Annotated in this window: 7 protein-coding genes; 3 read left to right on the top strand and 4 right to left on the bottom strand. The window is 65.7% G+C overall.

What is annotated here, in order from left to right; translation table 11 throughout:
- Positions 1-17: 17 nt before the first annotated feature.
- From SH602x_RS23135 to SH602x_RS23120, 4 genes are all read right to left on the bottom strand, one after another.
- Complete coding sequence (locus tag SH602x_RS23135; RefSeq protein WP_479474526.1) at positions 18-695, bottom strand: immunity protein Imm33 domain-containing protein; 678 nt, start codon at positions 693-695, stop codon at positions 18-20.
- A 231-nt stretch (positions 696-926) separates the two neighbouring features.
- Positions 927-2,162 carry a hypothetical protein gene (locus SH602x_RS23130; RefSeq protein WP_479474525.1) on the bottom strand — a complete coding sequence of 412 codons (1,236 nt, stop codon included), beginning with the start codon at positions 2,160-2,162 and terminating at the stop codon, positions 927-929.
- Positions 2,163-2,215: 53 nt separating this feature from the next.
- The gene (locus SH602x_RS23125; protein WP_479474524.1) at positions 2,216-3,505 is read right to left on the bottom strand and encodes a hypothetical protein; all 1,290 of its coding nucleotides are present in this window, start codon (positions 3,503-3,505) and stop codon (positions 2,216-2,218) included.
- A gap of 241 nt (positions 3,506-3,746) precedes the next feature.
- Positions 3,747-7,550, bottom strand: coding sequence for a mechanosensitive ion channel domain-containing protein (locus SH602x_RS23120; RefSeq protein ID WP_479474523.1), 3,804 nt, complete (start codon positions 7,548-7,550; stop codon positions 3,747-3,749).
- A 217-nt stretch (positions 7,551-7,767) separates the two neighbouring features.
- On the opposite strand from SH602x_RS23120, the gene SH602x_RS23115 reads away from it, so the two are divergent.
- The 3 genes from SH602x_RS23115 (at position 7,768) to SH602x_RS23105 (ending at position 13,227) form a co-directional block, all read left to right on the top strand.
- Positions 7,768-10,848 carry a DUF1553 domain-containing protein gene (locus SH602x_RS23115; protein ID WP_479474522.1) on the top strand — a complete coding sequence of 1,027 codons (3,081 nt, stop codon included), beginning with the start codon at positions 7,768-7,770 and terminating at the stop codon, positions 10,846-10,848.
- 109 nt (positions 10,849-10,957) lie between these two features.
- Positions 10,958-11,743, top strand: a complete 786-nt coding sequence (locus SH602x_RS23110; protein WP_479474521.1) for a DUF4282 domain-containing protein — start codon at positions 10,958-10,960, stop codon at positions 11,741-11,743.
- A gap of 35 nt (positions 11,744-11,778) precedes the next feature.
- Complete coding sequence (locus SH602x_RS23105; protein WP_479474520.1) at positions 11,779-13,227, top strand: DUF1501 domain-containing protein; 1,449 nt, start codon at positions 11,779-11,781, stop codon at positions 13,225-13,227.
- Positions 13,228-13,450: the final 223 nt, after the last annotated feature.

Genomic DNA, 13,450 nt, shown 5'->3' with positions numbered 1-13,450 from the left:
TGGGGATTCGACAGGCGCTAGCGATTCGCCTTCCGGGACAGGGCTTCGAGAAAGCTCCCGGTACGAACTTCCAGCGCGTGGCCGTAGCGAGAGATGGTCATCGACGACGCAATGGCGTCAACTCGACATCCGACAGGTAGCGCCAGGAATCCGGCGATGCGCGGCCAGTTCACGATTGACTGGTAGACGGAAATGCATTCGAGGTTGGCGCTGTCTTGATAGTCGAGCGATGTATCCGCTCGCCCGACGAACCAGCCCGAGTCATATTCGACCGGCTGGACCCTTTCGAGAAACAGAGTTTCGCAAGCGGGCGCCAGATCGACGCCGATCAGAAGGCTGGATCGAATCGAAGGCGGATCAAGTTCGTTCCCAAGACCGACGCTCTCTGCGACGTCTTTGTGCAACCGCAAGAGTTGCAATGAGCTGGTGACGCCCGTCGTCCACTCGATCGGTATCGCCCGCAGGTCGGGCTCCTGCAGGGTGAGGAGATCATCCATCTCCTCGACTTGGAGCAGCATCGAACCAAGGGAGAGCGTTTGCCCTTTCTTGTATTGTGAGCCGGCTTGGACCGAGCTTTCCAAGAAGGAGACGAGCCAATCGATATCTGGTTCGGGGATCGCGGAATCGAACGCGAGGATGAACTCGGGATGCCCGACTTTCGAGCACCGTGTCGTCGTTATCTTCCGTTCGCTCACGCTCGCCTCGCTGGATAGGCATCCGTTGTCGCTTGTGTATATTCGCTTGAAGCGGCAGATACCTCAGCAATTCTGCGACGCCTGATCGCGCAACGGGTTCAGCGGGCGGCAAGTTCCGAAGGAGCTTTTGGGACCACCGCCGTTCGCGGTGGGTCAATGACCCACCCTACAGGAACTGCCGTGCGAATCGTGAATGGCTGGTAGAAGCGCATGCCCTGCAAAAAAAACGGCTCAGTACGCCACGACCGCACGCAGCATGTACGTGTCTTCCAGTTCCAGCGAGGGCGCCATCGAGCGGAAGTCGACGCTGCGGTTGAAAACGTAACCAGCTTCCAGCCGCAGGCCCGATCCGCCGTCGCGCTTCATCTCCACGCCGGCGAACGCCCGCCAGTCCCGGATCGCCAGTTGGTCCAGGGTGAGATCGGTTCGCTCGAACGCGAACGTCTCGTTGCTGAACTCGCCCGCGGCGAAGACCCACCATTCGCTCTGCGGAGTGGCGTAGACCCGCCAGGACGCCTTCGGCACCGGGAACAGCAGGTCGAACTGCCAGTTGTCGGTCGGCGTCCAGATCAGACCGCCCGCGGGCAGGAAATCGAGATCGTACCGATCGAGATACAGCACGCCGCCGACGACCTGCAATCGGTCGCGGAACGGTTCCCACTTGAAGAGCGCCTGCGCTTCGTAGCGCCATAGATCCTCGTCGGAACTTTCGTAATCGCCGTAGGCGCCGGGCTGAAACGCGAAGATCAGTTGCAGGCGGTCGTTGATCCGCGGCACCCACATCGCCTGAACCGACGCCCCGTACAGCCGCGCCGGAAGGTCGGGCGAATCGGGCCCGTCCAGGAAGTACGTATCGAACGACGGCGTGATCAGCAGCGGGCTCTCCGCCGACGGCGCGGGAAGCGCGAACGTCGCGTTGATATTCGCCTCCTGCAGGTTCAACTCGCCCGGCTGATTCTCGTTCGCGGACGGGATGTAGGCGTACGAACCCTGAACCTTCTGAAAGAAGCCCCGCTTGTAGGGCGAGATGCCGGAGACGAATTCGTCCGGTCCCGCGGTGAAGAAGTCGCGCGAATTCGGGTCGGAGGTCAGCGTCGCCGGGACGCGGACGGGGCGGTCGACGGGGTTGCCGTCGCCGGGCGGCAGCAGGAACGGCTCGCGGTCGGTGAACTGCGCGACGCGAGTTCCTTCCTGCGGCAGCGCGGCGGTGCGCACGCCCCGGTCGTCCGGATGCCGGGCCAGTTCGTCTCGCGGGCCGCCGTCGAGCATGCTCGCCTGCCGCACGAAGACGGAGCCTCCCGCGTTCATCATGCCGGTCGCGTCGATCGCCGGCATCGGCGCGCGGGGCTGTTGAGCGGAAAGGTTCTTCGCGGAAAGCGCGACCGTCGCGAGCGCGCACGCCCCGAGCGCGGCGAGAAGGATCCTTCTCGCAGGCGTCGCGTCGGAATGCGTGAGGCGCGTCTTCATGATGTCGTCGTCGGGCGTTCCCGGGGATGCGTCGTCGCGTCGCGAGAGCGGGGTCAATACGCGATGCCCGCGCGAAGCATGTAGGTATCGGTGACGCTGATGTCGTCGTTGGACTTGGCGTAGACGAGTTGGCGATCGAAGGCCCAGCCCGCTTCGACGAAGCCCTTGAGCGTGGTCGCGCGGTTGTACCACTGGATGCCGCCGAAGATGCGGTAGTCGTTGTAGTCGACGCGCTCCGACAGGCCGCTGACCCGTTCGACGGTGAGCGACGTTCCGCCGTATTCGGCGCCTGCCGTCCACCAGACGTCGGTGTTGCCGATCGTCGCGGCGTAGACCGACAGTCGCGGATACGGGAACACCAGTTCCAGGTTCGTGAACTGGTTCGGGCGCCAGATCACGCCCGCGACGGGCAGGATCTTGATGTCGACGCGGTCGAGATAGGTCACGCCGCCGACCAGGGTCAGGTTAGGCGTCGCCCGCAGCCAGAACGTGCCGGTCCCCATCGTGCGGATGGAGTCGGTCGTGACCGTGTTGAAGTCGGAGTACAGGCCCATGCGAAAGTTGACGTCGATACCGACCTGGTAGTTGGGGTTCGTCTGGTATCCGAAATCGACGTAGGAGGCGTACGCGCGGGCCGGCATATCAGCGCCCGTGGAGGAGTCGGGGCCGTCGAAGAACATGAAGATGAAGCCGGGCGTCACTTGCAGCGGTTCGGTCGTCCACAGGAAGTTCGGGAAGTTGATCGTGGTAGCGACCTCGATGTTCTGCACGTCGAAGTCGGTCGCCCCGCTGCCGCCGCCGAGCCATTCGTAGGTGATTCGCGCGTCCTGAAAGACCTTCAGGTACGGGCCCTGCGCGGGGTAGGGGAACATGCCGGACGGTCCCCAGCCGACGGCGCCGTCCGTGCCGCCTGACGGAGTGGGGAAAAGCACCGGCGGACTCGTCGGAAAGCCGGAGTCGATGAACGCTCCCGTACCGGGGGCGGGGCCCGGCGTCTGGAAGGCGTTGGGATTGCCGAAGATCGTTCCGCCGCCGGGAATCGTGCTGCCGGGCGTGGCTCCGATCGGAGGCGGCGTCGCGAAGCTGCCCGGCGCGGCGTAGCCCGATCCGTAGGGGTCGAACCCGGGCGTGCCGAGCGTCGCGGCAGGAGCGCCGTAGCTTCCCTGCGGGATCGTCGTGTTCAGCGAGGGGGGAATCGACGCTGCAGGCACGCCCCCGACGAAGCCCGGCGCCGTCGGCTGGACGCGAACCTGCGCGAGCGCCGTGCCGGCGCCGGTCGACGATGCCGCCCACGCGACCAGCGTCGCGAGGACGAGCGTTCCGATTCGGCTTCCGACGTTCAAGCGACGCGCCCCTGCGCCTGTAGTCTGCGGAGCCCGGTCGATCGACGCGGCCGGGCCTTTCTGCGCGGTCTTCTCCCAGGAGGAGCGACCGTCGAAAGGTCAATACCGGACGCCGCTCGCAAGGGTCAAGGCGGATTCGTCGGCGGACTTTAACGAATCCGGAAGCTGCGGGGATTTTTTCTCGCGAAGTTCGTCGTCCGGCGTTCTGAGCGGGGGGTGTGAACCCCCCGAGCTTCGAGCGCTACGGTTGGGACTCGGGGGGTTTACGCCCCCCGCTCAGGGCCGAAGCCTGTCCGTTCTCGCTGGAGAGAACGGTCATCGGAGTTCGGAAATTAAGGTCCCGCTGCGGGAACGGGATCGAGAGCTTCGCTTCCCGGAACTTGCGGTTGATCGCGGCATGCAGCTCGTGCGTCGTATCCATGCGGTGTTCGAGCGAATCGAGATGACACCGCAGGACGAGTCGCAGCGAACTGTCGTCGAACCCTTCCATCGTGGCCGAGGGGCCGGGATCCTTCATCACGAATTCCATCTCCCGCGCTGTTTCCAGCAGCACCTGCCGAGCGAGGTCGGGATCGTCGTCGTAGGAGATGCCGACGGTGATCGTGATGCGGTTGCGAGAATTCGTGAGCGTCCAGTTCAGCAGCTTGCCGGTCACGAAGTCCTTGTTGGGAACGATGTATTCCTGGTTGTCCCAGTTCACGACGGTCGTCGCCCGCATGCGGATCTTGGAGACGACGCCGGTGACCCCTTCGACGGTCACGACGTCGCCGACTCGGATCGGACGCTCGAACAGCAGAATCAGCCCCGAGACGAAGTTGGCGAGGATCTCCTGCAAGCCGAAGCCGAGACCGACCGCCGCGGCGCCGATGAGCCACTGGTACTGCGACCACTCGATGCCCACGAACCGGGCCGTGCTGACGATGCCGACCAGCAGGATCAGGTAGCGTGCGATCGTGATGACCGCGTAGCGCGCTCCGGCATCCAGGGGCAATCGCGGAAGCAGGAAAAGTTCCAGCAGGCCCGGCACGTTTCGGGTTGCAGCCGTCGTGAGCACGATCGCGCCCAGCGCGAGCGCGACGGAGAGCAGCGTGATGTCGCGCGCCGCGATGCCCGATTCGTCCTCGAACAGCACCGCCCGGTCGAGCAGGTTGAACGCCGGGAGCACGTCCTGCCAGATCACGACCAGTCCCGCACAGGCCAACAGGACGATCAGCAGGCTGACGAGCCGGCGGCCCTGTTCGCTGAGCTGGTTGAGATCGAGCGTCTGGCGTTCGGCAGGCGATACGCCGAGCTGATCGAGCGTTCTCGATTCGGTCTCTCCGTCGGCGCCGGCATTCTGCAGTCGGGCCCGCGCCTGCTGGAAGGCCAGCCTGCGTCGATGCAGGAGCATCCAGCGGGCGATCGTGGCCCGAAGCAGCAGCAGGCCGGTGAACAGAATCGACGACTGGATGAAGCCCGATGACAGCCGCATCGCGGTGTAGTGGTAGCCGACGATCGAGAGAATCGCCAGCGCGATCGGCGACAGCGTCGTGATCGCCCAGATCAGCCAGCGCATGCGGTATTCCCAGATCCCGCCCGTGACGGCGGGGGACCGGTTCGCCCAGGGACCGCTCGGTCGAAAGATCAGGTAGGCGTTCGCCGCCAGGATCGCGAGCAACACGATCGCCAGCGCGCGTCCCGGACCGTTCTGGATCGCCTCGTCGTTCTTGACGTGCAGCAGCACGATCAGGAACGCCAGCGGCGCCGTCATCGGGTAGAACGCCAGGACGTAACTTCGCAGGCGCTTTCGCGAAGGACCGCTCCAGAAGAAGTGCGAGTCGGCCAGACCCTTCGTCCTCAGCAGGTGCCGCAAAAACTGGATATAGAACGACCACCACGCGAGGACCAGAAACGCCCGACCGAGCGCGTAAGTGAGTTCGCTCTGCAGGGGCAGCGTCACTAACCGGATCGCCGCGAACAGCGGGAACCACGCCCACGGGAGCGCCAGCAGGCCGGTCACGAGGATCGCGAGCAGCGTCGGGCGAATCGTCTGGCAGGTGGGCCGGACCGCCGTCTCCGCCCAGCCAGCCAGGTAACGTCGCAGACGCCGCTGGTAGAGAAGAAACGGGATGAGGGTGGCCAGGAAGATCAGTTCCAGCCAGGGGCCTTCGGAGGCTTCCCGGATCCACAGGTCATAGGCGGTCCGCCATTCGTCCGGATCCCCCAGCCACGCGATCGCGCTCAGGTAGCCGCGGGGATCGATCAGCGTGCCGGGCGTCGCGCTCGGCGTCCAGAGGATCCGCTCGTCGATGAACGCGCGGTACTCGGCCAGCAATTGCTGGTTGGAACGTTCGAGCGTGTCGAGATCGATCAGCTCCTCGAAGTAATTCGCCTGGTACTTGATGAGCAGATTGAGCTGGTCCCGATCCTGGACGAGCAGTTCCTCGGTCTTCGCCAGCAGCGCATCCTCCGGCATCCCCAGATCGCCTTGCCGGGCGTTGTGGATGCGGTCGACCAGCTCCGCCGCACGCGCTCGCGGGTCGCGCAGCGCCGACCGTTCGTCCTCCAGGTTCATCAGTTCCAGCCGCGCGTCGAGGATCGACTGCGAGAGGTTCCGCAGGATCTCGGACGAATCGTCGAGGACCTCCGGCCCCGGATTTCCGACGACGGCGACATTCGACGCCTTCCCGTCGGCGTTCGTCGCCGGCGCGGTCTCCTGAATGACGGCCTCGATGGCGTCCGGCTCGTCTCCCGCCGGCTGGATGAACTGCGACGTCTCGACGTCCATCCGCCGTCGATTCCGCTGCAGCAGAATGCCCATGCCCTGCGACATGCCGACGAGGCTGAGCTTCTCCTTCACTCGCTGAAAATCGCGGCGCCACTGTTCGGTGTTCGCTTCGATTTCGTCCTGCAGCGCGCGGACCGCGTCGATCCGGTTGACGAGCTCGGCGCTCCGGTCGGCCCGGGCTTTCAACCGTTCGACGATCGGCTGCAATTCCGCGGGCAGCGTGAGCGAGCTCTCCTCCGCTTTGTCCGCCAGCTGGCGCACTTCCTTGTGCATCCGCTGGGTCAGCATCTCGCTCAGGGCCTTGACCTGCTTCTCCGCGTTCGCGGAGCGTTTGAGCGCCACATCCTGCTGCAGCGGGAGCAGATCCGACGTGGAGGAATAGAACGCCGTCTCTCGCCCGAGCCGGTTCAGCGCAGCTTCGAGTCGCTGTACGTGCGCCTGCAGAGACATCCGCTGGGCCGCGGCGATCTCCGGCGCTTCGCCTTCGCCGCTATAGGCGGCGAGTTTCGCCCTCGCCTGTTCAAGCTTCGTCGTGGTTTCCGCCTGCTCCTTCGGAATCTCGGTGCGGCGGGTCGCGCGTCGCGTCGGCTCGGTCTGGAGTTCGGCCAGCTTCGCGTTCGACGCCGCGAGATCCTGCTTCGCCTTTTCGAGAAGCGCTTCCAGGTCGCCCTGGCTCGCCTCCGGCGGCACGTTCGGGCCGGAAGGAGCCGTCGAGAGGGTCTCCGCCTCGCTCTGCAGGGCCGTTCGTTTCGCCGCGACGGAGGCGACTTCCTGGTCGTAGCTGGCCGCCAGTCCCGCATCCTGGGTCGCGGCTTCGACGTCTTTCGCCGCCTGGGCGAAGAACTCGTCGGCGCGCGTTTTCAGCGCCGCGTCGAGTCCTTCGAGCTTCGAGACTTCCTCGCGACGCTGCTGCACGTCGAGCGGCGTGAGCGACGGGATGGCCCGCACTGCCGGTGCGGCCGGATCGGCTCCCCCCTCGCCGGCGGGGGCGGCAGGTTGTCCGCCCGCAGGCGGCGCAGTTCCGGGCGTGCCGTTCGCACCGTTCGCCTGGCCGACGCCCTCCGACGGCATCCCGCCGGCCGGAAGGGTGGACGCCTCCGCGCGCAGCGGATTGATGGTTCCGATGGCTGCCGAGCCGGTCGGCTCCTGCGCAGCCGGCGGCTGACCGGGGGGCTGGTAAAGTGGCTGAAGCGGTTGTGCGCGCAGGCTCGTCGCCAGCGTCAGCGAACAGCCGACGATGGCGCACGCCATGGCGTGCGCGATGATCCGTCCTCGCATTCTCTCCTCCGTAGGCAGCGTCGCTTCACTTTAACGGAAGCCCCGGCGCCCCTAGAACCCGACATCCGGCGCTTAACCGGGGAAGGACGACATTCGAGGCGGGTCGGGGCAAACGAAAATTGATCGGCGGGCGCTCCTGCCGTACCATGAACGGTCCTGCTCCTCGCCTCGTCCGCCCCGCCCGCCGCCTGATCGTCTCCTCTTCCGGAGTTCCCGCGTGAGTCGCTTTCTCCTCGCGCTCGCTTTCTCCCCCGTCGCTTCGCGAACGTTCGCGAGCGCGGCGATCGTGCTGTCGGTCGCGGCTTTCGGCCCTTTCGCCGCGAAGGGAGCCGAGACGGCCTCCCCTGATCGGGCGGCAACTCCCGATTTCACTCGCGAAGTGAAGCCGATCCTGTCGGACCGCTGCTTCGCCTGCCACGGACCCGACGCGGGGCAGCGTCAGGCCGAACTCCGACTCGACGGCGAGATCTGGGCCAAGGAATCCGCCATCGTGCCGGGCGATCCCGACGCGAGCCCGCTGATCGAGAGGATCTCCACGGACGACGCCGATCTGCGGATGCCCCCGCCCGCGTCGCATAAGCCGGCGCTCACGCCGGAGGAGCGGGACATCCTCGTCCGCTGGATCGCCGCCGGCGCGCCCTACGAAGAGCATTGGGCCTACCGTCCGATCGCCGAGCCGCAGGTCCCGGCAGAGTTCGCCGCCGAGGCGCCCCATCCGGTCGACGCGTTTCTCAAGAAGATCCACGCCGAGCGGGGCGTCACGCCGGTCGATCCTGCCGATCCCAGAACGCTGCTCCGCCGGCTTTCCTTCGACTTGCTCGGTCTGCCCCCGACCGCCGAAGAGGTGCAGGCGTTCGAGGCCGACCCGAGCCTGGCGAAGTTCGAGGCGATCGTCGACCGGTACCTCGCTTCGCCGGAGTACGCCGAGCGGATGGCCCAGCGCTGGCTCGACCTGGTTCGCTACGCCGATACCAACGGTATCCACGGCGACAACCATCGCGAGCACTCGCTCTATCGCGACTGGGTGATCCAGGCCTTCGAGCAGGATCTGCCTTACGACGAATTCACGCGCTGGCAGCTTGCCGGGGATCTGTTGCCCGGCGCCACGCGGGACCAGCGGATCGCCTCGGGCTACAACCGCCTGAACCTGACCACGCAGGAGGGGGGGGCCCAGGCGAAGGAGTACATCGCCAAGTACCAGGCCGACCGCGTCCGCAACGTCAGCTCGGTCTGGCTCGGCTCGACGATGGGCTGCTGCGAGTGCCACGACCATAAGTACGACCCCTTCAGCGCGAAGCAGTTCTACGAAATGGCGGCCTTCTTCGCCGACGTCGAAGAGACCCCGGTCGGCGATCAGGCGCCGACCGCCATGCCGACCGACGCGCAGGTCGCCGAAGAACAGCGCCTGCGCGAGCAGGTCGCCGAGCTGACGCAGCAGCGCGACGCCAAGACGCCGGAGAAACTCGCCGCGTACGACGCCTGGCAGAAGCAGCTTGCGGAAGGGACTTCCTTCTGGCGGCAGCCTGGCGTCGAGTCGGCTGTCAGCGAAGGGGGCGCCGAACTGAAAGCCTCCGCCGACGGCATTCGCGCATCGGGCAAGAGTCCGGAAAAGGACGTTTACGAGATTCGCCTGAAGCCCGAAGCGGCGTCGTTCAATCTGCTTCGCATGAACGTCGACTCTCACGCCGACCTTCCGGCCAAGGGTCCCGGCCGAGCACAGAACGGCAACTTCGTCTTGAACGAGGTCGAACTGCTCGTCGACGGCAAGGGGCAACCCTTCTCCGCCGCCACGGCGACCCATTCGCAGAACGGCTTCGACGTCGGCGGAACCATCGACGGCAATCGCGGCACGGGCTGGGCCATCCTGCCCAAGACGGGCGAGAATCACGTGATGGTTCTCACGCTGAAGGAGCCGGTTCCTGCGGACGCGCAGGACGTCCGCGTGCGCCTGATCTTCGACTACGGCAGCAGTCACGCGATCGGCGCCTTGAACCTGTTCGTCGCCCAGCACGACGGCAAGTTCGACGTCGCGTCGCTTGCGACGATGTCGGAGGTCGAAACCATCGCCCGGCTGCCGCACGACCAGCGGACCGACGAACAACGCGAGAAGGTCTGGCGTCACTTCGTCACGACGGCGGATTCGCTGAAGGACGTCCATCAGCAGATTCAGCAACTCGAAGCGACGCTGAAGAATCACGTCGCCGGCTATCCGAAGGTGCTGGTCACGAAGTCGATCAGTCCGCGGACCGTCCGCGTATTGCCCCGCGGCGACTGGCTGAACGAGACCGGCGAGGTCGTCGTTCCCGCGCCGCCGGAGTTTCTGACCAGCTTCGAAACTCCGCAGCCGGACGTGCGCCCGACGCGGCTGGATCTGGCCGACTGGCTCGCCGACGAGGCGAATCCGCTGGTCGATCGGGTCGCGGCGAACCGGGTCTGGGAACTGCTCTTCGGCAAGGGGCTCGTCGAATCGAGCGAGGACTTCGGATCGCAGGGGACGCCGCCGCTCGACGAAGAACTGCTCGACTGGCTCGTTCAGGAGTTCCGCGCCGGGGACCGCCGGATCAAGCCGCTGATTCGCAAGCTGGTTCTGAGCGAGGCCTATCGCCGCTCCTCGACGCCGACGGCGGAACTGCTGGAGCAGGATCCGAACAACGACGCCTTTGCGCGGCAGAGTCGTTACCGTCTCGACGCGGAATTCGTGCGCGATCAGGCGCTCTTCGCCAGCGGCCTCCTCGTTCGGCAGGTCGGCGGGGAGAGCGTGAAGCCGTATCAGCCGCGAGGGTACTGGGCCTATCTCAATTTTCCGCAGCGGGAGTGGGAGAACTCGACGGGCGCCGATCTCTATCGCCGGAGCATGTACACCTACTGGTGCCGCACGTTCCTCCATCCGGCGATGGTCGCCTTCGACGCTCCGCCGCGCGAGGAGTGCGCCGCACGTCGCGTCCGGTCGAACACGCCCCAGCAGGCGCTGACGCTGCTGAACGACCCGACCTACGTCGAGGCGTCGCGAGCTCTCGCGGCCACGGCGATGCAGTCCGCGGTCGACGACGCCGATCGGCTCGACGTGACGTTCAAACGGACGTTGCAGCGCCAGCCGACCGACGCCGAACGCGAGGTTCTGACGCAGCTTCTCGCCAAGTCGAAGGCTCGCTTCGCTGCCGCGCCGGCGTCGGCGGAAGAGTATCTCAAGGTCGGTCAGTTCCAGCGTCCCGCGGACTTCGATCCGGCGGAACTCGCCGCCTGGAGCGAAGTCGCGCGCGTGGTGTTGAACCTGCACGAGACGTTGACGCGGTATTGATCATCATCTGACGCATCGTCCTCGGAATTCCGCGTTTCATCTAATCGCCTGTGCAGTACGATGAGAGCCCGCCCGCTTTTCACCCGAAACCCGCGCTGGATGCGTCTCGATGCGTGCTGCCGTTTTGTATTGCAAGACCTGCCGAGTCCCGGTGGCGAGGTTGCCGCTGACCGCTCCCGCGATCTGCCCGCGGTGCAAGGTGCGAGTCGACAGTCCGCACGAACGTGCAAGCGGAGCAAGCGGAGCGAGCGGGACGGCGGCGAATGCGCCGCCGCCGCCGCAGCTGCCCGAGTCGGAGACGATGAAGCCGTTCGACGCCACGCCGAGATCGGCTCCTCGACCTGTGTCTCCGCCCTCGCCCCGTCTCCGCAGCGGCGCTGCATCGACTCGGCACGCTCGCCTTCGACCGGCAACCTCTTCCGTTCGGCGTGCTTACGCGCGAGCGGCGACGCGTTCATTCGAGCCAGCGACCGGACTGCTCGACATCTTCGATTGGCAGTTCAAGAAGTACTTGACGCCCTACATCGTCCGCGCGATGTGGATCCTCTGTTTGGCTCTCGCGACGCTGTGGCTCGTTGGAATCGCCGTATCCACCGCTGCCGCTATTGCGCCCGAACCCCCTTCCGCGGTGTCCGACACGCTGAGATTCGAGGTACCGAGAAAGTCGTCGCGGACCTCAACCGTTTCCCGCTGGCTTTCGGACGAAGCAGAACCGAGAGTATGGGCGGTGTTGAAAGGTGTCACTGCCGCGATAGGCGTGGTCGCGACGGTATTGTGGGTTCGCGTCCTTCTTGAGTCGCTGATCGTCCTCTTCAATATCGCCGCCACGCTCACGTCAATCGAGACTCAGATCGGGAGACGTCAAGTCCGACTGACGAACGGCGTCCCCTCGTAACGCGTTTCGAGCATCAGCTATTCGGAACTATTGCCATGAACACGCTTCCCCTCAACGTCGCTCGTCGAACGTTTCTGCGGCAGGGCTCGCTGGGGCTGGGTCTCGCGGCGTTCGCCTCGCTGCTGGGTCCGCAGGGGCTCGGCCTTTCTGCGCTGCACGCGAACGAATCGGGCGCTTCGCCGGAGAAGAAGCCGCTGGGCGAACTGGCGGCGTACCACGTTCCGCCCCGGATCAAGCGCGTGATCTGGCTCTGCATGGCAGGCGGGCCGAGTCACCTGGAGACGCTCGACTGGAAGCCCAAGCTGCTGGAGATGCATGGCCAGAAGATGCCGGAGTCGTATACCGCTGGCATGCCGATCGCCCAGCTTCAGGGACAGGAACTGAAGTGCTACGGGCCGCAGTTCGCTTTCAAGCAGCATGGCCAGTCGGGCAACCGGCTCTGCGAACTGTTTCCTGAGATCGGGACGGTCGCCGACGAGCTCTGCATCGTCAACTCGCTCAAGACCGAGGCGATCAACCACGACCCGGCCCACTCGTTCATGAACACCGGCTCCTCCGTCGGCGGGCGACCGTCGATGGGGTCGTGGATCACCTACGGCCTCGGCGCCGAGACGCAGGATCTGCCCGGGTTCGTGGTCATGGTCTCCACCGGCAAGGGGGGGCAGATGCAGCCGATCGCCTCCCGCCAGTGGCACTCCGGCTTCCTCCCCAGCAAGTACCAGGGGGTGCAGTTCCGCGGCACGGGCGACCCGGTGATGTACGTCACCCGTCCGCCCGGCATCGACGAGGGCGAACAGCGGGACGTCATCGACGCGGTCAACTCGCTCAACCGCATGCTCGACGCCGAGCATCAGGATCCGGAGATCGCCGCCCGGGTCGCACAGTACGAACTGGCGTTCCGCATGCAGGCGAGCGTGCCCGAACTGATGGACCTGTCAGGCGAGACGCAGGAGACGCTCGACGCCTACGGCGCGAAGCCGGGCGACGGATCGTTCGCGTCGAACTGTCTCCTCGCGCGCCGGCTGGCGGAACGCGGTACGCGGTTCATTCAGCTCTACCATCGCGACTGGGACCATCACGGCGGCATCAAGCAGAACATGGAGGTCACCGCCGCGGAGGTCGATCGCGGAACCGCCGCGCTGATCAAGGATCTCAAGCAGCGGGGGATGCTCGACGAGACGCTGGTCGTCTGGTGCGGCGAATTCGGTCGCACGCCGATGGGCCAGGGGTCAGGCCGCGACCACCACATCAAGGGCTTCTCCTGCTTCCTCGCCGGCGGCGGCATCAAGGGGGGCATCACCTACGGCGCGACCGACGAACTCGGCTACAGCGCCGTCGAGAACGTGGTGCATGTCCACGACCTGCACGCCACGATGCTGCACCTGCTCGGCGTCGACCATGAACGCCTGACCTATCGCGTGCAGGGCCGCGACTTCCGCCTGACCGACGTCTTCGGCCACGTCGTCCAGGACATTCTGGCGTAGCGACGAATCGTGCAGGTGACTGAGCGACATGGCAATCAGGCCGGTGTGCCATGGCGGGCTTGTCCAGCCGTGCCGATGAGGGAAGACGCGGTCAACTGCAAAGCAGGTTTCATGGAGAAGGGAATCATGTCGTCCCGGATCTATCTCGTGTAGAGTCTCCGTTCGAGGATTCGCACGGCTGGACAAGCCAGCCATGGCACACGGACGCGCAGGGCTTCGTCCG

The organism is Lignipirellula cremea (assembly GCF_056501455.1).
Note: the sequence above shows the minus strand (reverse complement) of the source record. Positions and strands in the feature narration are given on the sequence as shown.

What these genes read in the sequence shown, in the direction of transcription:
- SH602x_RS23110 (WP_479474521.1), top strand. Translation starts at nt 10,958, where the DNA reads ATGCGTGCTGCCGTTTTGTATTGCAAGACCTGCCGAGTCCCGGTGGCG.
- SH602x_RS23105 (WP_479474520.1), top strand. Translation starts at nt 11,779, where the DNA reads ATGAACACGCTTCCCCTCAACGTCGCTCGTCGAACGTTTCTGCGGCAG.
- SH602x_RS23130 (WP_479474525.1), bottom strand. Translation starts at nt 2,162, where the DNA reads ATGAAGACGCGCCTCACGCATTCCGACGCGACGCCTGCGAGAAGGATC.
- SH602x_RS23120 (WP_479474523.1), bottom strand. Translation starts at nt 7,550, where the DNA reads ATGCGAGGACGGATCATCGCGCACGCCATGGCGTGCGCCATCGTCGGC.